33 protein-coding genes are annotated in these 19,876 nt (G+C 57.0%); 21 read left to right on the top strand and 12 right to left on the bottom strand.

Annotated elements, in window-relative coordinates; all coding sequences use genetic code 11:
- Position 1: 1 nt before the first annotated feature.
- The 8 genes from K0P33_RS17275 to K0P33_RS17240 form a co-directional block, all read right to left on the bottom strand.
- Positions 2-670, bottom strand: a complete 669-nt coding sequence (locus K0P33_RS17275; protein ID WP_010568110.1) for a lambda exonuclease family protein — start codon at positions 668-670, stop codon at positions 2-4.
- Positions 667-1,626 carry a RecT family recombinase gene (locus K0P33_RS17270; protein WP_242149936.1) on the bottom strand — a complete coding sequence of 320 codons (960 nt, stop codon included), beginning with the start codon at positions 1,624-1,626 and terminating at the stop codon, positions 667-669. Before K0P33_RS17270 ends, K0P33_RS17275 begins: the two co-directional genes overlap by 4 nt.
- A 56-nt stretch (positions 1,627-1,682) precedes the next feature.
- The gene (locus K0P33_RS17265; RefSeq protein WP_242149933.1) at positions 1,683-2,876 is read right to left on the bottom strand and encodes a hypothetical protein; all 1,194 of its coding nucleotides are present in this window, start codon (positions 2,874-2,876) and stop codon (positions 1,683-1,685) included.
- A 28-nt stretch (positions 2,877-2,904) separates the two neighbouring features.
- Positions 2,905-3,132: a hypothetical protein gene (locus tag K0P33_RS17260; protein ID WP_242149930.1), complete on the bottom strand. Its 228-nt coding sequence runs from the start codon at positions 3,130-3,132 to the stop codon at positions 2,905-2,907.
- Positions 3,129-3,359 carry a hypothetical protein gene (locus K0P33_RS17255; protein ID WP_242149927.1) on the bottom strand — a complete coding sequence of 77 codons (231 nt, stop codon included), beginning with the start codon at positions 3,357-3,359 and terminating at the stop codon, positions 3,129-3,131. The genes K0P33_RS17260 and K0P33_RS17255 overlap by 4 nt, the downstream gene beginning before the upstream one ends.
- Positions 3,337-3,603 carry a hypothetical protein gene (locus tag K0P33_RS17250; protein WP_242149924.1) on the bottom strand — a complete coding sequence of 89 codons (267 nt, stop codon included), beginning with the start codon at positions 3,601-3,603 and terminating at the stop codon, positions 3,337-3,339. The genes K0P33_RS17255 and K0P33_RS17250 overlap by 23 nt, the downstream gene beginning before the upstream one ends.
- Before the next feature lie 600 nt (positions 3,604-4,203).
- A complete protein-coding gene (locus K0P33_RS17245; RefSeq protein ID WP_242149921.1) occupies positions 4,204-4,521 on the bottom strand; it encodes a hypothetical protein in 318 nt (105 codons plus the stop codon).
- A gap of 64 nt (positions 4,522-4,585) precedes the next feature.
- Positions 4,586-4,924 (bottom strand): hypothetical protein, encoded by a 339-nt coding sequence (locus K0P33_RS17240; protein ID WP_242149917.1) that lies wholly within the window; start codon positions 4,922-4,924, stop codon positions 4,586-4,588.
- Between the two features lie 212 nt (positions 4,925-5,136).
- On the opposite strand from K0P33_RS17240, the gene K0P33_RS17235 reads away from it, so the two are divergent.
- Positions 5,137-5,421 (top strand): hypothetical protein, encoded by a 285-nt coding sequence (locus K0P33_RS17235; RefSeq protein WP_242149914.1) that lies wholly within the window; start codon positions 5,137-5,139, stop codon positions 5,419-5,421.
- Here K0P33_RS17235 and K0P33_RS17230 read toward each other — a convergent pair.
- Positions 5,388-5,774 carry a hypothetical protein gene (locus K0P33_RS17230; RefSeq protein WP_242149911.1) on the bottom strand — a complete coding sequence of 129 codons (387 nt, stop codon included), beginning with the start codon at positions 5,772-5,774 and terminating at the stop codon, positions 5,388-5,390. The two genes, K0P33_RS17235 and K0P33_RS17230, sit on opposite strands and share 34 nt — an antisense overlap.
- A 479-nt stretch (positions 5,775-6,253) precedes the next feature.
- Between K0P33_RS17230 and K0P33_RS17225 the strand changes: the two genes are divergently transcribed.
- The 4 genes from K0P33_RS17225 (at position 6,254) to K0P33_RS17210 (ending at position 9,211) form a co-directional block, all read left to right on the top strand.
- A complete protein-coding gene (locus K0P33_RS17225; protein ID WP_242149908.1) occupies positions 6,254-6,565 on the top strand; it encodes a DUF1654 domain-containing protein in 312 nt (103 codons plus the stop codon).
- Between the two features lie 110 nt (positions 6,566-6,675).
- A complete protein-coding gene (locus K0P33_RS17220) occupies positions 6,676-7,131 on the top strand; it encodes a hypothetical protein (RefSeq protein ID WP_242149905.1) in 456 nt (151 codons plus the stop codon).
- Between the two features lie 119 nt (positions 7,132-7,250).
- Positions 7,251-8,027 (top strand): hypothetical protein, encoded by a 777-nt coding sequence (locus K0P33_RS17215; protein ID WP_242149902.1) that lies wholly within the window; start codon positions 7,251-7,253, stop codon positions 8,025-8,027.
- Positions 8,024-9,211: an XRE family transcriptional regulator gene (locus K0P33_RS17210; protein WP_242149899.1), complete on the top strand. Its 1,188-nt coding sequence runs from the start codon at positions 8,024-8,026 to the stop codon at positions 9,209-9,211. Before K0P33_RS17215 ends, K0P33_RS17210 begins: the two co-directional genes overlap by 4 nt.
- A gap of 74 nt (positions 9,212-9,285) precedes the next feature.
- Here the strand turns inward: K0P33_RS17210 and K0P33_RS17205 are convergent, their stop codons facing one another.
- Both K0P33_RS17205 and K0P33_RS17200 read right to left on the bottom strand, forming a co-directional pair.
- Positions 9,286-9,516 carry a hypothetical protein gene (locus K0P33_RS17205; RefSeq protein WP_242149898.1) on the bottom strand — a complete coding sequence of 77 codons (231 nt, stop codon included), beginning with the start codon at positions 9,514-9,516 and terminating at the stop codon, positions 9,286-9,288.
- 3 nt (positions 9,517-9,519) lie between these two features.
- Positions 9,520-10,341, bottom strand: a complete 822-nt coding sequence (locus K0P33_RS17200) for an XRE family transcriptional regulator (RefSeq protein ID WP_242149895.1) — start codon at positions 10,339-10,341, stop codon at positions 9,520-9,522.
- Between the two features lie 106 nt (positions 10,342-10,447).
- Here K0P33_RS17200 and K0P33_RS17195 point away from each other — a divergent pair, with 106 nt between their 5' ends.
- Both K0P33_RS17195 and K0P33_RS17190 read left to right on the top strand, forming a co-directional pair.
- Positions 10,448-10,675, top strand: coding sequence for a helix-turn-helix transcriptional regulator (locus K0P33_RS17195; protein WP_074900406.1), 228 nt, complete (start codon positions 10,448-10,450; stop codon positions 10,673-10,675).
- 50 nt (positions 10,676-10,725) lie between these two features.
- Positions 10,726-11,340, top strand: a complete 615-nt coding sequence (locus K0P33_RS17190; RefSeq protein WP_242149892.1) for a hypothetical protein — start codon at positions 10,726-10,728, stop codon at positions 11,338-11,340.
- A gap of 182 nt (positions 11,341-11,522) precedes the next feature.
- Here the strand turns inward: K0P33_RS17190 and K0P33_RS17185 are convergent, their stop codons facing one another.
- On the bottom strand, positions 11,523-11,717 hold the full coding sequence (locus tag K0P33_RS17185; RefSeq protein WP_242149889.1) for a hypothetical protein: 195 nt from the start codon (positions 11,715-11,717) through the stop codon (positions 11,523-11,525).
- Between the two features lie 136 nt (positions 11,718-11,853).
- On the opposite strand from K0P33_RS17185, the gene K0P33_RS17180 reads away from it, so the two are divergent.
- The 14 genes from K0P33_RS17180 to K0P33_RS17115 are packed head-to-tail and all read left to right on the top strand — an operon-like array spanning position 11,854 to position 19,812.
- The gene (locus tag K0P33_RS17180) at positions 11,854-12,687 is read left to right on the top strand and encodes a hypothetical protein (RefSeq protein WP_242149886.1); all 834 of its coding nucleotides are present in this window, start codon (positions 11,854-11,856) and stop codon (positions 12,685-12,687) included.
- Between the two features lie 36 nt (positions 12,688-12,723).
- Positions 12,724-13,566, top strand: a complete 843-nt coding sequence (locus tag K0P33_RS17175; RefSeq protein WP_242149883.1) for a ParB N-terminal domain-containing protein — start codon at positions 12,724-12,726, stop codon at positions 13,564-13,566.
- Position 13,567: 1 nt separating this feature from the next.
- Positions 13,568-14,548 carry a phage replication protein gene (locus K0P33_RS17170; RefSeq protein WP_242149881.1) on the top strand — a complete coding sequence of 327 codons (981 nt, stop codon included), beginning with the start codon at positions 13,568-13,570 and terminating at the stop codon, positions 14,546-14,548.
- Positions 14,523-15,299, top strand: a complete 777-nt coding sequence (locus tag K0P33_RS17165; protein ID WP_242149878.1) for a hypothetical protein — start codon at positions 14,523-14,525, stop codon at positions 15,297-15,299. The genes K0P33_RS17170 and K0P33_RS17165 overlap by 26 nt, the downstream gene beginning before the upstream one ends.
- Positions 15,296-15,484, top strand: coding sequence for a DUF1382 family protein (locus K0P33_RS17160; RefSeq protein WP_242149875.1), 189 nt, complete (start codon positions 15,296-15,298; stop codon positions 15,482-15,484). The genes K0P33_RS17165 and K0P33_RS17160 overlap by 4 nt, the downstream gene beginning before the upstream one ends.
- On the top strand, positions 15,481-15,876 hold the full coding sequence (locus K0P33_RS17155; protein WP_242149871.1) for a phage protein NinX family protein: 396 nt from the start codon (positions 15,481-15,483) through the stop codon (positions 15,874-15,876). Before K0P33_RS17160 ends, K0P33_RS17155 begins: the two co-directional genes overlap by 4 nt.
- Positions 15,873-16,601 carry a hypothetical protein gene (locus tag K0P33_RS17150; protein WP_242149868.1) on the top strand — a complete coding sequence of 243 codons (729 nt, stop codon included), beginning with the start codon at positions 15,873-15,875 and terminating at the stop codon, positions 16,599-16,601. Before K0P33_RS17155 ends, K0P33_RS17150 begins: the two co-directional genes overlap by 4 nt.
- A complete protein-coding gene (locus K0P33_RS17145; RefSeq protein WP_242149865.1) occupies positions 16,598-16,840 on the top strand; it encodes a hypothetical protein in 243 nt (80 codons plus the stop codon). Before K0P33_RS17150 ends, K0P33_RS17145 begins: the two co-directional genes overlap by 4 nt.
- A complete protein-coding gene (locus K0P33_RS17140; RefSeq protein WP_242149862.1) occupies positions 16,837-17,253 on the top strand; it encodes a recombination protein NinB in 417 nt (138 codons plus the stop codon). Before K0P33_RS17145 ends, K0P33_RS17140 begins: the two co-directional genes overlap by 4 nt.
- Positions 17,253-17,570 (top strand): hypothetical protein, encoded by a 318-nt coding sequence (locus K0P33_RS17135; protein ID WP_242149859.1) that lies wholly within the window; start codon positions 17,253-17,255, stop codon positions 17,568-17,570. The genes K0P33_RS17140 and K0P33_RS17135 overlap by 1 nt, the downstream gene beginning before the upstream one ends.
- Positions 17,554-17,796: a hypothetical protein gene (locus K0P33_RS17130; protein WP_242149855.1), complete on the top strand. Its 243-nt coding sequence runs from the start codon at positions 17,554-17,556 to the stop codon at positions 17,794-17,796. The genes K0P33_RS17135 and K0P33_RS17130 overlap by 17 nt, the downstream gene beginning before the upstream one ends.
- The gene (locus K0P33_RS17125; protein WP_242149852.1) at positions 17,793-18,422 is read left to right on the top strand and encodes a recombination protein NinG; all 630 of its coding nucleotides are present in this window, start codon (positions 17,793-17,795) and stop codon (positions 18,420-18,422) included. Before K0P33_RS17130 ends, K0P33_RS17125 begins: the two co-directional genes overlap by 4 nt.
- A 47-nt stretch (positions 18,423-18,469) precedes the next feature.
- Positions 18,470-19,270 (top strand): HNH endonuclease signature motif containing protein, encoded by an 801-nt coding sequence (locus tag K0P33_RS17120; protein WP_242149849.1) that lies wholly within the window; start codon positions 18,470-18,472, stop codon positions 19,268-19,270.
- A complete protein-coding gene (locus K0P33_RS17115; RefSeq protein ID WP_242149845.1) occupies positions 19,267-19,812 on the top strand; it encodes a hypothetical protein in 546 nt (181 codons plus the stop codon). The genes K0P33_RS17120 and K0P33_RS17115 overlap by 4 nt, the downstream gene beginning before the upstream one ends.
- Positions 19,813-19,876: the final 64 nt, after the last annotated feature.

Here is a 19,876-nt window from a genome sequence, read left to right as displayed (position 1 = left end):
ATCAGGCTCCTAGGCGATGGGCTTGCGCCCGAGCTTTGTCCGCGACCTCATCAACCATCCTGCCAAGCTCTAGATTGAACTGGACCAGCTCTTGATGAAGCATCGCGATGTACTCCTCATCGCGCTCAATGGTTTCGATATACAGTCGGCAGTCTTCATCCTGTCGTGGATCGAATGAAAGGAAATCCCACCACTCCCGGCCCGTGACGAACATGCAGCCCTGAACCTGCGGCTTATGCTCCTCGGGCATGCCTTCGAGCCAGGTGCGGACGTGGACGGCCTCATTGAATGGGCATTTCGACTCAATACCTCCGTCCTCGCCAATCAAGCCGTCCGGCGAACAGCCAAGCCAGTCGTATTTTGGATGAACTACGAAGCCCGACTTGATGACGCTATTACCAGTCAGGATTTCGTAGAAGTCGTGGCTCGACTGCTCAACCTCGGTTCCCCAGGCCATCGACTTGCTGCTGACCGAATGTTTCGATCGGTTGGCCAGGCGCTCAAAAGCCAGCTCGCGCATGTAGGTGGTACGGGCCGCAAGCGGCTTGCGTTTGCCGTGTTTGTCACGGTCGCCCCATGCAATCACATCCTTGAATCGGCTGGCGGTGAGTCGCCCGCTGCGGTCCTGGTGCCACTGCTCGGTGCGCTGAAGGTCTACAGAGGCGTTCATTGGTTGCCGCCTTGCTGGTCGTCATCGGAATGGTCAGCGCCATCGTTGAGGGTGGTGAACTCCGCTTCAATTGTCTGCGCTATGGTCTTCAGCTCGTTATGGCGGGTAACGCCAATGGCGCCGCGCTGCGCTGGCTTCAAACCCTTCCAAGCTTTCTCGTAGCCCTCAAGGCCTTCCTCTTGGGCGGTCTTTTTCAACTGCTCAAACAAGTCCGCAGATGCGTCAGTTTGATCGCCTTGAGGTACTGCTGACGCAGCCACGTCGGCTGGCTTGGTAGATGCCTGAGCTTCGCCCCGTGGTGTCACGTCGATTTCTTCCGCTGCTGGCATCTCGTCGTTGGTGTATACGCCGAGGATTACATCAGGCGTATGGAGACGAGCCCATTTGCGAATCGCTAAGTAGGCGATTTGCTGTTTGGGGTCAGTCGCCCACTGGGTTGAAAAGCGCGGATAGGCCTGGCTCATCATCACCTTGACCTCGCGGGGCTTGCTCTCGCCGATCATGGTCAAGCGGACGATAATGCCCAAGCCTGCTTCATCATCTTTCTTCCAGGCTGCCGTGTAGTATTTTCCGCCCTTTTCGGATTTGTTCTCCGTGACCCTTCCAAGGATTTTGTCCCAGTCGCCAAGGTACTCATATTCGGGACGGCCTTGGATGGGGGCGCGGGAAATCACGACGGCATTGATTAATTGCGCCTCGTAGCCGAGCGCGCCGCCTTGGGTTAGGTGGGTTTTTTGAGCCACTGCAAAGGGGCTGATACCCCATTGCATGGACTGCATGACGATGGCCATACAGTCTGCTTGGTTGCCACGGAAGTGCTGGGGAACTGCGGTTTTGCCTCCTGCCATCATGGCGGCAAGATCGGTCATTGATTGCATGCTTTCGCGGTTTAGGATGAGGGCTGTAGGGCTGGCAAAATCTGTCGAAATTGCGGACAGCTGGGTAGATGCGTTCATACTTACTCCATAGCCGACGACTCTGGTCGGCCTCCGGGGTGGTTTCAGGGGGCGCTTTAGAACGACAGGGCGCGCAGCCAGGCCGAAGCCTCGTCATGGGTTACGCAGAAGGCCATGGCCACGACCTCGACCACTTCACTGGCGCTTGGCATGCTCGGATCAACAGCTACGTCTGCCACTGGATCCAGATCAATTGCCGCAGCAACCGCTGGCGCTTGGTCAGCAATCACTGGAGCTGCAACGACAGCTGCTGCTGGAGCGGGCGCGGCAGCTTGTGCTCGCAGGCGGGCCAGTTCTTCCTGGTCGCGCTGATACTGCGCGTCACGCTCGCGCTGCTGACGCTGCTGTTCTTCCTGCTGCTCGCGCTGTTGGCGTTGCTGTGCTTCCATGTCGCGGCGTTGCTGGTCCAGCTCGTCCTGCTGCTTCTTCAAGCGCAGACGGTCTTCCTCGGCGCGCTGCTTGCGCAGCTCTTCAGCCTCTGCGTCGGCGATGCGTTGCTTCTCGCGCAGTTCGTCCAGCTCCTTCTGCTGAGCCAGCAGCTTGGCAGCGGCTTCCTCTCGATCAATGGCGGCCTTGTGCAGCGCCTCCAATTGCTCAATGGCGTTGTCGCGAGCGATGGTGCCTTCGGCTTCAAACTCGCCGTATTCCTCGGGCAGAATTACCGAGTCTTTGACATTCTGGAGAACGCTTGAGACGTCGGCAGCGCTGCGGCTTGCGTATGCGGCAGCGACAGAGCTGAAGCGGGTAATCTTGGCCCGGATGGCTTCGACACGCTCAGCCTCGACACGCTCGCGCTCTGCCTTGGCATCAGCTACGCGTTTTTCTTCGGCCTTGATTGCTTCGTCAACAGGAGTCTCGATTGCCAAGACTCGATCTTTCAGCGTCTCGCCGAACTCCTTTACCTGGTTGACGCGAGCCTGGGCGTCTTTAACCGCCTGCTGGTAGGGAGCCAGTGCCGTTTTGGTGGTGTTGGCTAGGGCATAACGCACGTCGCGGATATCGACGCGAACTTCCTTTGCATTCGCCAAGCCTTCGCTGGTCGAGCAGTCAACCACCAGCTTCCCGTAGGTTGCCTCTAGGCGAACGATTTGCTCCTCGTGCGGCCGATACTCCGCGATGTCGGTGACGGCGACAGCAGGGGCAATGGACTTCTTGGATTCTTCGGTTTCGCTCATTTCGAGCGATTCTTGTGCGGGTGCTTTTTTAGGATTTGTGGACATGACGATCCCTCGCCGCGCCTGGCGCAGCATTGAAAGTGTTTGTGGTGTGGTTACGCCGTCAAGCGGCGGTAGAGGTGGAGGCGTTGTAGTTGGCGTAGATTTTGTCGATGCGCACTTGGTAATACCTGTGTTCGGCTTCGTCGATGGCTCGGAGCATGAACGCCAAGGTTATGCACGACCGCGCCGCTGCACTGGCGTTTGGCTTTCCGAGGTCGCGAATCAAGTTATCGACCTCGGTTTCTATCCAGCCCACGGCGATCTGATGGTCTCGCTGTGCGATGTTCATTCAACACCTTCCGCTGGTGGGCAGATCAACTCCATCTGCGCCATGGCTGCACCGATGCGCATCTTTAGGTTTGCGCACTCTTTGATACGGCGAGCCTCACGATCTTCCAGGTCGTCAGCCGTGTACTCGTGGAACAGGTCGACGTGTTGCTTCTTGCCGAAGTTCGGTAAGTCCCAGCGCCTGTCTGATTCCCTTGCCTGGGCGCTATCCGCGTAGCTGGTTGGCATGTCGAGTCTCCAGGCTCCGGGCGAGGGCACAGGCTTCGTTGTGGTTGCGGCGAAACCCTTTCACCTTGCCGGTGACTGAGTCGACGACGTGGAAGAACTCATTGCCGGCCGGGATCACCCGAAACAGCGGCGACGTCTTCGGTGCGCTGGAGCCGACCAGGCCCAGGCAAAGCGCCAAGGCCATATTGCGGCGTTGATTCATTGCGAGCGCTACGTCGCAGTAAGCGTGCTGACTTTGATTCATGGTCAACTCCATTCGTTGGTTCACCTGCACTCGTCAACACACATGCCTCCCGCTGGTTGCCGATGGGCGCGGGGGAGGAGTGCTGACGGGTAGAGGCGGGGAAGGGTGCAGGCGCCCGGCACTGCCCGGGATGTGTCGAGTCTGGCCAGCTATGCCCTCGGACTCGCCTGCGGTGTTCGTCTTCGTTTGGGTTGGGCCTGCCAGCTCCCTGGCTGATGCGCGGTCACATCGTCGGCCCTGCTTTCCGCTGCCTGTTAGGGTGTTGGGCGAAGCCTTCAGGCTTGCTACGCCACGCGGGTGAACCGTTGATCTACTTCATGGCCGTATCTCCTGTTGTTCGCTCACTGGGAAGGCAGTGGCCACCTATGAGAATGGGTGATGCAGATGCCCGGTGCTGGTCTCCGGGTTGAGAGTCATGCCGCGGTCAGCGCCTTTCGGCTACCGCAATGCCAGTTATTACGAGCCGGTACCGCGCGGGCATAAAATAGTACTTAGCCGGTCAGCGTTCACTCTCGGAACTGTTAGTTTTCAAACCTGCCCATCAGCCTGGGCGTGCATCCGCATCCAGCTGCGCACTCTGTGAATGCGCAGGAGGATGGTTCAGATAGGCGAGTTGCTATCGGAGTCGCAGCTATTAAGCCACTCCAGAACAGCTTCTTCGCCGATGGCGCTCAGCATGTCGGTAGGGTCTGTGTGCTCACCGGCCAGCCATCTGGCCAGGTCTTCCTCGGCCATCGCCTGAAGAACCTCTGTCGGCCCGAGGAAGTCGATGACGTCGCGGATATCAAGGTCGTGTAGACGATCATCCAGAGCCATGTCTTCAACAATTAGCCTTGGGTCGCCCTCGACGGTGACTGTCATGCCGCGATAGTCATTTTCCACGAACACCTTGTCGGCCTTGAATACAGTTGCTTCCATCGTCTTGCCCTCGGTTGTTTTCCCGCTGCCCACCGCTCTGGATGGGCATCAGTGAAAAGGTCCGTCATGCTGAATGGCCGGCTCGTACTATGTCGCTCATGCATACAGTTGCCGTGCCGCGCATGCTGATCACTTCGCGCTCTCGTTTCAGGCGTTCAGCCTTTGCCAAATATTCGAAGGTGGGGTGGAAGTAGCACTCAGGCTTGTGGCCGTCCTTCTTCATATGGCCCAGCTCACCGCTACGAACCGCTGCATTGAGTGCCTTCCGAAGGCTGGCCGGGAGGCTATTCACCACCATCCTGAAGCGCTCATTACGAACCATCTGCACGTTCGCTTGGTTGGCGGTTAGCTCGCCCTTCTGCATCAGGTCCTGTAGGTGATCGATATCGTTCTGTCGTGCCATGTTCCTTCTCCTGTCCGATTTTCCGGATAACCCTGTCGCCAAGGTCATCGAGGAAATCTGTGGCGCCGTGACCCGCTACTGGCGTCGGTCACCGGCTTGAATCAAATGTGGTTGCCTGTTTTTACAGGGGCAGGCTCCCTGTTTCCTCGCTTTCCACAGTCGAGGGAAACCCATATGCTTCGGCCTCCACAGTCGAAACAAGGAATGTCGCAATGGCGGAATATATGGTGCGTGTTGGACTATCTAATGCGGGCGGGGATGATTACAGCGATCTCCATGATGCAATGGAGGTGCTTGGCCTTAAGAGAACGGTGGTTTTCGAAAATGGGAAAAGATACAAGATGCCAAATGGTACTTACTTTGGCTCAAGCTCCCTCGGAACCACTGCGCTGAGAGACAAGGTGAAATCGATTGCCGATCCTCTAGCCGTACTAGGAGCCGCATCTGTCTTCGTGTGCCAGTCTCAAGATTGGCAGGCTTGGCTTTTCGAGGACTGACTTGATCCACCACCAGCGGAAGGCTTTCCTTTAGGCATTTCGCTGACCCAGTAGGCCAGGTGATTCGACGCGATGGCGAAAGCCTCATCAAAAGTGACGCTTTCATCCGTCGAGACCTCCTGAACAATCTTGCGAAACCGCTCAATCTGTTCTTCGTTCATTTCCTTACTCCGGCTTGATTCAGTGGCCAGGAACTGCGGGTAAGTGGCGGCGGGGTCCTGCTCAGCACCTTGTCGCCACAACTCTACAAAGTGCCGGTAAGCAGATTCGGCGAACTGCTTGGCCAACTGATCGAACTCTTCGGTGCCAGGTTTTGGAATCACTTCGATAGTCAGCCCTTCAATTTTTGCCATCTTCACTCTCCTGCTTTCCGCGTGGTCCTGAGTAGGGCCACCTGGAGAGCATCCGGCCCGCACGTGGCTGGCCGGCAATCTCTGATTCCTTCTCACAGTCCGCGGATCTTCCCGACTGCACTCTTGTTCTTGCACGGATCTAAGCTGCTCCGGCCGGGTCGAGGCACGATTCTCATCGCGTTTACCCGTGGGTCGATTAAGGCTCGACCTCGCTAAACCTTTTTGATGCTGGGCCGGTGGTGATCCGGCAAGGGTGAGGCTGTGTGACTAAAGAGCGGGTCAGGCCCTGAGGCCCTGGCGAGTCCCTGTTGGGTGACTCGATGGAGTGAACTATCACGCATCGTGTTTATTACGTCAACACGTAATGTGATTTATTTTTTCAAGTTAACACGTCGGCTCGCAGTTACGTTTTTTGGGGGTGTGGGATATGATTCCGGTTAAGCTGTATGGATATACAGCATTTAACTGGGAGGTGGTTTATGGCGAAGAAGCAGGCGGCACCGGCAGCACGACAGGAAATGAGCGGTATGGCGCGCCTGGGGCTGCGCGTCTCATCGATGATCAATCACCCGGCGGCACAGGCGCAGCGTTGGGTGACGATTCACCGCCTGGACACGGATGGGGATCGGGAGTGGGAAGAGGTGTTAAGCGTGATCGCTGGAACTGACGAACTCGAGCTTACGCTCAACGACGACGGCAGCGTGACGGTGAGGTGGGAGCAGCAGGAGGCCGAGCCAGCTGGGAAGGGCGAAGCGGAGTTTGAGCCGGAGGAAGAGTCCGCACCTTTCTGACCTGCATGAAAAAGCCCGCACTCGGCAGGCTGTCGGACTGCCACCATTCCGCTACAATCGGCGCCGGCTGAGCCTCAGCCAGGCCAATGAAGGCGCGATGGAGTGATGGCATGAAGACGGGGAAGGTGGCGGGAGCCGCAACGCTTGCTGCAATACTGGCAATGAACGGGTGCGCCAGCATCGTGAGCACCAGTAAGCCAAAGGTGAATATCTATGCCTTGCCGCAGGTGACGACGTACACGATCAAGGATTCGGCGGGGAAAGTTTTGCTTACCGGGCAAACCCCTGGAGCGGCGCTGCTGGAGACTAGCCGTGGCTACTTCAAGCGCCAAACCTACTCAATCACGTTCAGCGCTGACGGCTACAGCGACAGCACTCAAGCCCTCAAGCCGACGATCAGTGGTTGGTACTGGTGGAATATCCTGCTCGGCGGCGCAATCGGCATGCTCATCGTCGATCCGCTCACCGGCGCCATGTACACGCTGCCGGACGAAGTTGTGGGAACGCTCAAGCCGGTCGCATCCAGCACCCCATCGCCCCTGGCGCGGCAAGTCCAGGCTCAGTAATAGCCCACAAAAAAGCCCGCTCAATGGCGGGCTACGGATTCAGATCGGGGAGGGCAGATACAGGAAGCCCGGCGCTGGGCCGGGAACTCGGCTTTTGATCGGAAAGGTTAGGTGCCGACTTGCTGCAAGTCTGGAGCGTGCTATTATCGGTTAACGGTGAAAAAACAAAGAAAATCCAGATTGCGGGAATTGATCAAAATATGACCATAATTGATATTCAAGAAGAGGTTGAAAGCCTACTGGTAGCTCATTTTCCAAGAAATTTTTGGGTTAGAGCATTGGATGATCTGCATGCGGCATATGGTATGGCGTACGACACCATGACCGCACGTTTGGAGCTTCATGAGCATGAACTTGTCAGGGCATTGCCGCAGGCTCGGCACTATAAACTGAGCTCAACCATGCGGAGCATCGCCGAGTCGTCCGGGCTCGAAGTGCTAGATTTGAAGGCTGATAACTCGGGGGAGAACTACGTTGTATTAAGGTCTGGACCTCTTCAGCTTGGTCGTATTGGCGTGAATCAAGGTAGTTCTCTGCCTCGGGGGGCGAAGCATCGAGCGCTGATTGCAGCGTTGAACGCAAGGCTTGAGGGTGTCACGCACGATTTGTTTTCACCAACTGTACATATGCTTCCCTCAAGCACGCTTGGCTTGCTCTTAGTTAACGTAAATCCTAAGCAGAACCTCGATCAGGACCGGATGATTGATCTTCAAGTCGGAGTTCCATATAGCGATCTTTCAGGCTGGCACTATCTTCAGCCATGCTCGAAAGTTCTGACAAAGTACTCAGATGTACCTGCGGTAGAAGAGCCGGCCGTACTGACAGATAAGGCGGTAATTCGATTGAAAGAAGTGATTAGCGAAATCGAAGCATCGGAATCCAGAGATAAGTCATGAGAGTCGGCGTTTCAGGTTTTGTCCCTGCTCGCCTCACTCAGGCGCGAGTACTGGCTTCATTGACCAGGCTTGAGTTGAGCGAGCGCATCGGAAAATCGTCTTCTTCTATTTCGCGATGGGAGAAAGGAGAGAGTGCACCCGAGTCAGAGGCTCTCGAAAGTATTTCTTTTGTGCTTGGTTTTCCGGTTGCCTGGTTTACTCGTCCAATCTCAAGCAAGCCGGTATCGCCAGTTTTTTATAGAACACTTGCGAGTACGAGCAGCGATCTGCGCGGGAAAGCTGGAACAAGGATGGATTGGCTACAGGAGATTGCGGGGTATCTGTCTACTTGGCTCGACTGGCCAGAATTAAATTTACCTAGCTGCGAGGTTACCGATCACCGACAGCTAGATTTTCCCGAGATAGCGAGAGCTGCTTTAAAGTGCAGGGAAATGTGGGGGCTTGGGCTAGGCCCGATAGCTGACCTGTCCATGGCAGCAGAAGGTGCTGGGATAATCTGTGCGCACGTCCATCAAGGCAATACAAAAATGGACGGATTGTCTCAGTGGGACGAGTCTCAGAAAAGACCGTTTATTTTGCTCTCTAGCGATAAGGGTAACTATTATCGCTCTAGATTCGACCTTGCACATGAGATCGGTCATGTAGTTCTTCACAAAAATATTAAGACATTTGATATTTTACATCTCAAAGAGATCGAAAAGCAGGCAAACTATTTTGCCAGCTGTTTATTGCTGCCTGAGGAGCTTCTGTCTATAGAGCTTCCAAGATATCCGTCTCTGGAGAATTTGCTTTCATTGAAGCGGCGCTGGAATGTATCTGTAGCCGCGATCATTTACCGAGCTGAGAAGTCGCTGTTCATTGGTGAGCAAGAGGCGTTGAGGCTCAGGAAAAGCTACTCCGCTCGTGGGTGGATAAAGGGCGAACCGTTCGACAATGATTCTGCTCTAGAGAGCGTTCGGCTAATGCCGAGAGCCATAAACGCCATTTTAGATGCGAAAATAAAAACAAAGGTATCGATAGTTCGAGATCTGATGATGCCTGTGAAGGATGTTGAGCAGCTTTGCGGACTCGCTGACGGTTTCCTAGCATTTCAGCCTAAGATAATTAGTAACCCACTTCCAAAGCTTAAGAGTCTGCAGGACGACTCAGGCTCTAATGTGTTCGAGTTTAAAAAGAAAGGTTAAGTTCTTTCTCAGGGCTGGGGTGGGCACCGCACCCCAGCCTTTCAATGAGGCGCTACAAATAAGCGCTCGGTCCATCACCCCCGCACAATCCTCCCTTCCTTCACCTCTTCCGCATACCCTGCCAGCTTGTCCTCAGCCTGCTGGAACGAGAGGGCTATCTTCAACAGCTCCGTAGCCTCGCCTTCTTGGCCTGTCGCTGACAGCCTCTTCGCTGCCTGTATCAGATCGACGCCTGACCACTTAAGCAGGGCCGCAGCCTCTTTCAGGTCGCGGCGCAGCTGCTGGTTGGGCTTGGTGAGGGGCATGGGTTACACCGGTTGTCCGTTCCACACATAAAGCACGCGAGCAAGGATGTGGGTATCGTCCACCCGGATGTCCTCGGGGTCGTGGTGCTTGTTGTCCGAGATCATCTTGAAGCGATCCTTGCCTTTCTTCTGCAGGCGCTTCACGTACAGCATCTCGTCGTGAGAGAAGAGGTAGATGCCGTCACCTGTGAACTCCCGGATCGTGATGTCCACGAGCAATGGGTCTCGATCCTTGATCGTCGGCGCCATCGACTGGCCCCACCCGGTGATCATCTTCAGGTGGAAGTGTTCTTTGAACGTGAGGCCAAGGTCGCGCAGGTGCTTAGGGCTGACGCGTATGTCCTGGAGCATCTCCGGGTATTCGTGCGGAATCTGCCCGCCGCCCATCGCCGCCCGCACGTCGTAGTGAGCAATCCACACCTCGTCACCGACCTGGCCGGGGCGGGAGAAGTCGACGGTGATGACGTTGCTCGACCCCAGCTCCCGTGCGGTCTCATTGACTGCGTCCGCGATCATCCTGCGCGCGTCATCAGTAAGATTCTTGCCGTGCTTTGCCAGCATCAGATTCACGATTTCAGCAGTGGACGGGCGAGCGGCCTGATCTGGCGCACTTGGCGACTCATTTTGCGTATCTAGCAGAAGCTCGGACTTCTCGACGCGTAGCGCCTTGGCCATCAGTTCTATATCTGCAAAAGACGGCTCTCGCGTCCCGGCCTCGTAGTTACCCACTCGGGATTGCGACCAGCCGCAAGCTTCGGCCAGTTGAGCCTGTGATTTTCCAGCATTTTTACGTGCGCGTTTGATGCGCTCAGCTAATTCGGTCATGCGCGGGATTCAATCACGTATTGAAATACCCGGCTTTCACTTATTGTGTTTGCCTTTAACACGATGCGTGTTTATCCTTGGGCCAAGAGCTATAGGAGCGATTTCCATGAACCACGTCCGAAACATTCGAGAGAAAGCCGGGATTACCCAGGCCGCACTTCGTCGGTCGCTTGGGTGGAATCAATCGCGCCTCGCTAATTACGAGTCCGGCCTTCGTTGTCCGGGGCTCAGCGAGGCACGCCTGATCGTGTCTGCATTGAACGCCTTGGGAGCCAAGTGCGTTCTTGATGAAGCATTTCCGCCTGCGGGCGTTTCATCCCAGTCCGCCGCCTGACATCCCTGTCCGCCGTTCCATTGAAGCCAGATTAGAAGAGAGCAGTCCCCATGGAAACGTCCAGTTCCAGACACAACGTTCAAACCCGTGATCAGGTGCTGGTCGCTCACGCTCAAAACCAGATCGCACGTACCAGCTTGAGCCAGGACGATTTTGCCCAGGCGCTGAGCCTTGAGCTGCACCTGTCGATTCCTGACCGAGCCAAGAAAAAGGAAGTGCCCGACTTCAATTCGCCCGAACTGACCGGCGATGTGAGTGAGTTCGTGAAGGCGACCGGCCGCTGGCTCAAGCGAGTACAGCGCTGGCTGAACGGCGATCAGGAAATGCCTTCCTGGCTGGAAGAGTCTTGGGTCAATGCCCTTGAGCCTGAATACCGCGATCACTGCTTGAACGAGCTGGCGAGCCGCCACGGGTTGACCGGCGCCCGCCAGATGACCAGCGACCAATGCGCGAACAAAAGCTTCGGCGCGCTGATCCGCGCGCTTGGCGATGTGATCGACACCGGCAGCGAAGTGTTTGACGACCAAGTGATGTGCGAGCAGGACCTGCCGCACTTGCCGGCGTTCGCCAAGCAATGCCGACAGGTCGAAGCGAAGGCGGGGGAGTTGCGCCGCAAAGCTGAGGCTCTGCTCAACGGAAAGCCTGCACTGAAATCAATCGCCTGAATTTCACAACCGGAGAAAGACCATGACCCAGGAAAACGAAGCGGTACTGGATGACCGCCAAATCAACATCGCATCTCAAGCCCTGGCTGATGCAGTTGTGGCATTGGCAGTTCGAGGGGAGGTTGAGGGCATTGAGGAAGCAGCGACCAGCATCTCTAATGCGCTGGTCGCTGGCCTACGACTTATCCAAGCGTCTTGTAATGCTCGGTAAGGGTTTTGTGAAAGGCAATGACGAACTCGGCAATGTTTTTTCCGGAGGCTTCGCTCACGCCTTTCACCCTGAACAAATCCGCACCGCTCGCCCTTACCAGCTCGAGAGCTACTTGATGCGCCGCTTCTTCAGGGCGGTTTATTGGATCAATCACTATTTCAGTCATGTCCGGCCTCCTAGGCCTTCTTGTGTGGAAGCAGAAAGCTACCACGGATGCGCCGGACACCTATAACGCCTGAATCGCGGGCACAAAAAAGCCAGGTTCGTGGCCTGGCTGATTGCGTAACACAAGGAAAATCTACATGAGCAATTTAACCCAAAACGCCATCAACGTAAACGGCCCGGCAATTACCGTCGAGCAGGTAACGCCTGAGATCGCTCGCGCCTGGCTTGAGCGGAATACTGGTAACCGCGCGGCAAGCATGGCGCATGTCGCAAAGCTTGAGAAAGCGATCCGCGAGGGGGGCTGGAAGATGACCGGCGACCCTATCCGCTTTTCGAAGGGCGGAAGCCTGTTGGATGGTCAGCACCGCCTGCACGCCATCATCCAATCCGGCATCACCGTAACCTGCGTCGTAATGCGTGGCTTTGACGAAAGCATTTTCGACGTGCTCGACAGCGGGAAGGGGCGCCAGAAGTCGGATGTGCTTTTTGTCCAGCTGGGCCTCCCAGTTGAAACCTGCAAGATGCTCGCGACCGCTACCACTTGGGTGATCGACTACGAGAAAGAGCAGTTTGGATTCCCCGGCAAAGCCGAGAAGACCGATGTCCTGGAGTTCGTGAAGCGCAACCCGCTGCTCATTGCTGCCGCCGAATATGGGCAGACCCTTCCTCGCCAATCGCCTGTCCCTCGCTCCATCGCGGCAATGTTTTACTTCTATGCAAGCCAGCGCAACCAGGCTTTAGCAGAGCGGTTTCTGGAGCGCTTCATGGTTGGCGCCGTTGAGGGGGTCAATGACAACCTGCTTTATCTGCGCAATCGCTGCTTTGCCGCATCCGTTGACCGTCGGCCGATCCATCGCAGCCAAGTGCTTGCCGCGCTGATTCGCACCTGGAACGCAGAGGCGCGCGGGAAGCCGATCAAGCACGCGACCAACGTGTTGCGAACCGACGACACGTTCCCGACTTTCATCTAAATAGGATGGGAGCGGGAAACCGCTCCCTATCAAAAAATGGCCGATCAAATCATTCAGTGCCAGGCATCCCTGATCAAGGTCGCGAATCGATTCCGCAAGGACTTCGGCGACATTGAAAGCCTGGCCGCAAGCATTTCAGAGATTGGGCTCTTGCAGCCAATCGGCATCGACTCCGGATACCGTCTCGTTTTTGGTGAGCGCCGCCTACGCGCCTGCCTGTCCCTCGGTTGGGAAAAGATTCCAGTCCGCACTGTTCACCTTGATTCAATCTTGCAAGGCGAGCTCGCCGAAAATGAGTTCCGCAAGGACTTCACGCCATCCGAGCGAGTTGCGATTGGCGAGGCTATTGAGCTTGAACTGCAAGGGCGAAACCATCGCCCTGCGTCAGAAAGTCCGGAAAATTTTCCGGAGTTACTAAAGGGCGATACACGCGACATAGCTGCGAAAGCTGCTGGATTCGGTAACGGAAAAACCTACGAGCAGGCCAAGCGTGTCGCTAACGAGGCCGCGCCTGAGCTTGTCCAGGCGATGGATGAAGGTCGCGCCTCCGTCTCGGGTGCTGTGGCTTTGCTGGTTCTGCCAAAGGATCTGCAGGCCTCGGTTGCGGTCGGAGATAAGAAGTCGATTCAGCAGGCCTCCAAGGCTGCCAAGGCGCCACCTAAGGAGCAGGCTCGTGCATCTGACCTCATCCTCAGCGTCATCACTCAGGTTGAGCTGATAGGGCGTTACGTAGAGCGTAGCGAGGTTGGCGTGCCTAGCTTTGCTGGTCAGTTCCTTTCTGACCTGATCGAAGCGGACGCCACTATCCAAGCGCGGCTCTCTGCCATTCTTCCAGTGCTGCAAGGCCTCTCAGATATCGCCAGTGCGGTGGAGGCCTGATATGCAATTCACCCTATCCATCAATCAGGTCAAGTCGCTTGAGTGGGGGCTCAACTCCCAGCAGGCGCTCCTGTTTGCGTTCGTCTACGCATGCCCAAGCTGGACGACTCCAGTTAAAACCGAAAACGGCATTTTCTTCGCGCTGAGCAAGGCAAAGATCGTAGAGGAACTGCCTCTGCTGACCGACAAGCCCGACACCGCTTACCGCATGCTGAAAGCCCTGGAAGAGGCCGGTTTGATTGATCTGTCCAGCACGGCAAACATCACGCTGTTCCGCCTGACCAAGAAGGCCGCAGAGTGGAACAAAAAAGAAGACGGGTCGGAAAAATATCCGACCCCGCCAACCTCAAAGGGTCGGAAAAATATCCGATCTACCTCGGATAAATCTCCGAGCAAGGTCGGAAAAAAATCCGTGCAAGGGTCGGATAAATCTCCGACAAATCAAGATACCAGTAATCAGGATACCAATCAGGGTACCAGTCACAGCTTGCCGGAAGGCTCGGACAAGCCGACCCAAGCCGGCGTGTTGGTGCTGGTGGTTGATCAACCCGAAGCGCCCCGCGTCGAAATCCCGGCCGACATGCCAGGGCCGAAAGACCAGACCTGCAAAACGTTCAAGGCCTGGGCGAACTACGCCATGGCCTACCGCAAGCGTTACCAGTGCTGGCCGGTGTGGAACGCAGCAGCCGGCGGAATCCTTGGCAAGCTGGTTGACCGCCTGGGTATCGAAGTCGCTCACAGCGTGGCCGCGTACTACCTCACGATCAACGACGCTCGCATCGTCAACGACTGCCACAGCCTGAACAACCTGATCGCCAAGGCCGAGGCGTACCACACCCAGTGGGCGACCGGTCGCCAGATGAATTCCCGAACTGCCCGCCAAATCGAAGACACCCAAGCCAACGTGAATGCCGCGCAAGAGGCAAGCCGCAGCATTCTGGAAGGAGGTGAGAGCAATGCTTTCCTACGCCGAAACCGCTGAACTGAGCATGGCCATCTGCGCCACGGCTGAAACCCTTGGGCAAGTGCTGAGCGCTCCGGCTGCCAAGCTGATGGCTGAGGACTTGGCCGATCACCCCATGGACGTGATCGCCAATGCGCTCTGGTCCTGCCGCCGCGAACTGACGGGCAAGCTGACCCTGGCCGCGATCCTTCAGCGCGTGCAAGCCGCCGACGGTCGTCCAGGCAAGGACGAAGCCTGGGCCATCGCCATGACCACGAACGACGAATTTGAAACCGTCGTGCTGACCGATGAAATCCAGCTGGCCCTTGCTGCTGCCAAGCCTGTACTCGACGCCGGGGACAAAATTGGCGCCCGCATGGCCTTCATCAGCGCGTATGAGCGGTTTGTCAGCCAATCCCGAGAGGATGCCAAGCCTGTGAACTGGCACGTCTCTGTGGGTTTTGACGCCAATCGCCGAATTCAGGCTGTCACCAAGGCCGTGGAGCTGAAACGCATCCCCCGTGAGCACGGGCAGAAGTACTTGGCTGACCTGAGCGTTGTGCCTGTCACGGAGGATGGCAGGGCGATCGCTGGTTTGCTGACCGGCGCGGTGACCCGCCCGGCGCCAGTACTGCGCGAAAAACTCCAGCTTGTGAAGTCGTCGATGCTGGAAATGCGCGCCGCCAGTGCCGAGCGGAAAACCGAAATGCGGATTGAAGCGGCCAACGAGTTGGCAGATCGCCGTGCACTGCTGATCAAGCAGGCCCAGGAATTGGAGTCACGAGCATGAAACGAGCAAACCCAGCCCAGCTACGCCAATCCATTGAGATGGCCAACACGATGGTTAAGCACGGAATCCGTTTTGTGTGCATGCCGGTGGTGGACGAGGCGGACCTTCAGAACCTGGCCAGCCAGGCCGCTGAGCGCTTTGAGCGCATGGCATTGATCGCAGAAGCAGCGGAGCAACGGACATGACCGAATTCGTAGAAGTGAATACGCAAGACCTGTCGGGCGCTGCGCTGGATTGGGCTGTGGCAAAGGTTGGGGGTGTTGAAGTCAGTTGGCGTTATGGGCGGGAGCTGGTGGAGGTTCATGACGGCGGCGGCATCAAACTGATCGAAAGTATCCGCTCAATCTACTCGCCATCCACCGACTGGAGCCAGGGAGGGCCGCTGATCGAATCCGGCGAACTGACGGTTGAGCCCAGCGCTTGGGACTGGAAGGGCGCATGCGTTCTGTGGCGCGCAACAGTAGAGGGTGAGAGCGTCTATTTCGAGCATACGAACCTGCTGGTCGCAGCAATGCGTTCCGCTGTTCACGCCAAGCTTGGTGAAACCCTAAGCGTGCCAAAGGAGCTGCTGTCATGACCGACTACACCGAACTGAAGCGGCTGGCCGAGGCTCATGCACAGAAGGATATTGCCGATCCGATTGAGTCGAAGCGAGTAATGCTGGTTGAGCCTAAAACGGTCCTGGCCCTGATCGCCGAGAACGAGCGACTGGCCAAGCAGTGGGGTGACCGTCCTGCGTATCGCACCCCCGAGTACGAGAGCAAGCGGGACGCTATGTGGCGCCGAGCTCATATGGTCGCGACCTCAAAAGGTTACGACCACATCAACATGGCAATCGCAGCGGCCCCTCAAGCATGCGCGGATTGCATGGGTTGCGGCGGCGAGTGGCAGGGCGATGGCGCGCCGAACTCGGTATGCGAAACCTGCAATGGAAGTCGTGGCAAATCGCTTGAGGTCGAGCGCGACCAGCTCAAGGCCGAGAACGAGGCGCTGCGCAAGCATCAGCCAAGCGCCGAGGTGATTTGGTGTGCGTGCGGTGATGGCCATGCTGCCAATAGCTACGGCGCTGGGTTCATGGATGCGAACAATGGGGTTTGCGAGAACTGCGATGCGGCGAGCGGCGGATACGACTTGCGCAAGGATGCCGAGCGGTATCGCTTTGTTCGCTCTATCGCCAGCATAAGCGCTGGTCGCCGTTACTTGGTCGTCAAGCGGCGCCCAGTCAGCGGGTTTAGCAGCAGTACGGCGCGTGACTTTGACAGTGCCATCGACGCCGCCATGGGCCAGGGAGAGCGGTCATGACCTACGCCAAGCCCGAAAGCTATACCGATGCCGATTGGGAAATGGTCCAGGGCTACATGCGCGGCAAAGACGGTCTGCCGCCCCAGCGCCGAAACGCCGCCTACATGCACGGTCACCGAGACGGTGTGTCCGATGCGACTGGCGTGCCGCATGAGCGGGCCAATGTCTTGATCCGTCGGGCGAACATGATTCCAGGCATCACGCCAATGGCGCCGATAAATGCTGGTGGCCGGCCATGACTAGCCTCCAGATCCGCAACGAATCAGACCGCAACAAGGCCATGGGCTACATCGCCGGCCTGGACCTGGCCAAGCCCAAGAAGCTGTCCATCACCGAAGTCGACCGCAGCGGGGAGCAGAACAAGGCCCTTCACGCGGCCCTGTCCGATATCGCCGCCCAGGTCGAGCACGCCGGGAAGAAGTGGGATGTTCTGATCTGGAAGCGCCTTCTGACGGCCGCCTGGCTGCGCGAGACGGGCGATCAACCGCAGATGATACCGGCGGTGGACGGCAACGGCTTCGACGTCATCTACGAGCGCACCAGCAAGCTCACCGTGAAGCAGTGCGGCGAGCTGATCGAGTGGGTTCATTGCTTCGGCGCCGAGCACCATGTGCGGTGGACGCAGAAGGACAATTGGGGAGGGCGCTACTGATGAGCCATAACTTCAAGCCGGGCGACCTGGCGCTGATCGTTGATCGTCGCGCACGTGAAGCGAACGTAGGAAGAACAGTTTCCTTGGTCAAAAGCCTCGGGTCACCTGCTGTGTATTTTTGGGAAGGGGTTGAGTTCCGCAATACGACTGGGAGCCAGATTTGGGTGATCGAGGTGAATGGTGAGCCTCTGGAAGCGCGCCGCAAGGCCCACGTCATGCGCGGGCCAATTTGCGAATACAAGCTGATGCCCCTGCGCGGCGACTTCACCCCTGAGCAGCAGAAAGCCAAGGAGGTGTCTGATGTGCATCTGGTTTGAAGTGACCCCGCTCCATGACAACCCTGCCGAGGTGCATAACGCTGGCGGCCTAGCTGATGCTGTCGGTTGTGCTGTTCGGGATCTGCCCACCATCAGCGATACCGCGATGGATCCAGGCGAATGTCTGTGCGATCTGGACATTGAGGCATTTGAGTCGAAGTTCGGGTATCGGCATGAAGTCGGTGAAACCTCCTTCGATAATCGTCTGGTCGAGGTTTCGGCATGAAGCGTACCCCGCTGCAACGCAAAACCCCGCTCACGTCCGGCGGCCCGCGCCGTAAACGCTGCCCGGAGTGCCGAGTCATGTTCGTGCCTGCGCGCAATGGCCAGGCAGTGTGCGGCGAGATCGAGTGTGCCATTGCTCATGGTCAGTCGGAGAAGGGCCGGGCAATCGCCGGGAAGGCACTGGCCGAAGTAGGGCGCCGCGAGATCAAGGTGCGCAAGGAGAAGCTGAAGAGCAGGGCGGATCATGCCAAAGAGGCTCAGGCGGTCATAAACCGCTACGTCAGGCTGCGTGACGCTCACCTGGGCTGCATCAGCTGTGACAAGCCGGCGAGCTGGGGCGGTCAATGGCACTGCTCGCATTTTCGCAGCGTTGGGGCTGCCCCACACATCAGATACAACCTCTGGAATATGCATCGTTCTTGTTCCGTCTGTAACAACCACCTTAGCGGGAACATAGCTGGATATAGGCCAAAACTGATTGAAAAAATCGGGCAGAAAAAGGTGGATTGGCTGGAAAGCAATCATTCCGTAGCCCGCCATGACATCGCGTACTTGAAACGCATCAAGGCAGTTTTCACCAAGAAATGCCGTCGCCTGGAGGGTCGCATCCAATGCAATGCTGCGTAGAAGATTGTGGCCGGTCGGTCATGTACAGGGGCGTTCAGCTCTGTCAGATGCACTATCACCGCAAACGAAGGAATGGCGACTTTGCTTTAGTGCTTGAAAAGAAGCGCAAGAAGCTAGGCTACTCCAGGGTTTACCGGGTAACGATGCCCGGCAAAGGCTACCAGCGCGTTTACGAGCCAGATCACCCCTTGCGTGACAAGGCTGGTTATGTGGCCGAACACCGGGCGGTCGTGTACGCAAAATATGGAGATGCTCTCCCTGACTGCGAATTATGTGGCGTAGGGCTCGACTGGAAGATCTGTCACATTGATCACATCGACCGAGATGTCAAAAATAACCTGTCTAGCAATCTCCGGCCACTTTGCCGAGTTTGCAATACGACTCGCGATTATCCACCTCAGTGCGAGCTACAAAAAAACCACAAAATCACGATTGATGGCGTCTCCCAAACTCCACAAGAGTGGAGTCGTGATCCAAGAGTTAAGGTTTCTGGAAACACGATAATCCTGAGAAAGAAGTCGGGCATGAGCGACTTCGACGCTGTATTTGCGCCGAAAATCACCCACAACGGTCGCAAGCCTGTGCCAGCTTCAAGGAAAACCAATCACAAGCATGAACGGAGCAATGCTTTCGTGATCACCATCGATGGCGTGACTGACACACTCGCGGAGTGGTCGAGGATGCCAGGCGTAGTCGTCACTGAGCGCGCAGTGGCGAACAGGATTAATTCGGGCTGGGATCCTATCGATGCTTTGTTCACTCCACCACGCAGTCGGGGGAGATTGAGTGAAATCGATGAGGCCGAATACCGGGCAAAGACCAAAGAACTCAAGAGGGCTGCAGCATGACCTATCGCAACGTGGTATCCGCAGTAGTCCGGGCGCTCGCCGCCGAAACCATCAACTCCGCCGGCGGCTGCGACTTCGAGCCCAAGGTGCAATGCGCTAAGCAGAAGGGGGATATCGTCGGCAAGGAGGCGGCGTTTCTCCAGGACTGCTGGGTATTCGGTCGGCTGCACAAGGCGTTGACTGCCGAGCACTGGCGCGCCCTGGTTGCGAAGTTCTCCACGCACACCGAACGGAAGCACGCGGCAATTGCTGAGCTGACCCGCGTGATGCGATCGCCGGCGCCGGAGCGTTTCCTGCACTGCGCCGTGGTTACCTGGGCCTTGCCTCGGTTGCCAGGGGTGGACGGTAAACGCTCCACAAACGTGCTACCGGCCGGGTGGTACGAGATGGATAACTGGTCGAACGAACCACATCCGATCAAGACCCAGGAGCGGTGGAGGCGGGATATTCGCAAGGCCTTGGAGACCAGTGTGGACCTCGCTTTAATCGAGGCTCAGCACATTCTTGAGCATGAAGGCCTTGTGATGTCAGAAGTCGCTTGACGAGCACTGATCCATTGAGCCAATATTCACCCATCCTGTCGTACTTGCGCATGTAGGTGATGCA

Origin of the sequence: Pseudomonas sp. ArH3a (assembly GCF_022648765.1) — a bacterium.
GTDB lineage: Bacteria > Pseudomonadota > Gammaproteobacteria > Pseudomonadales > Pseudomonadaceae > Aquipseudomonas.
Note: the sequence above shows the minus strand (reverse complement) of the source record. Positions and strands in the feature narration are given on the sequence as shown.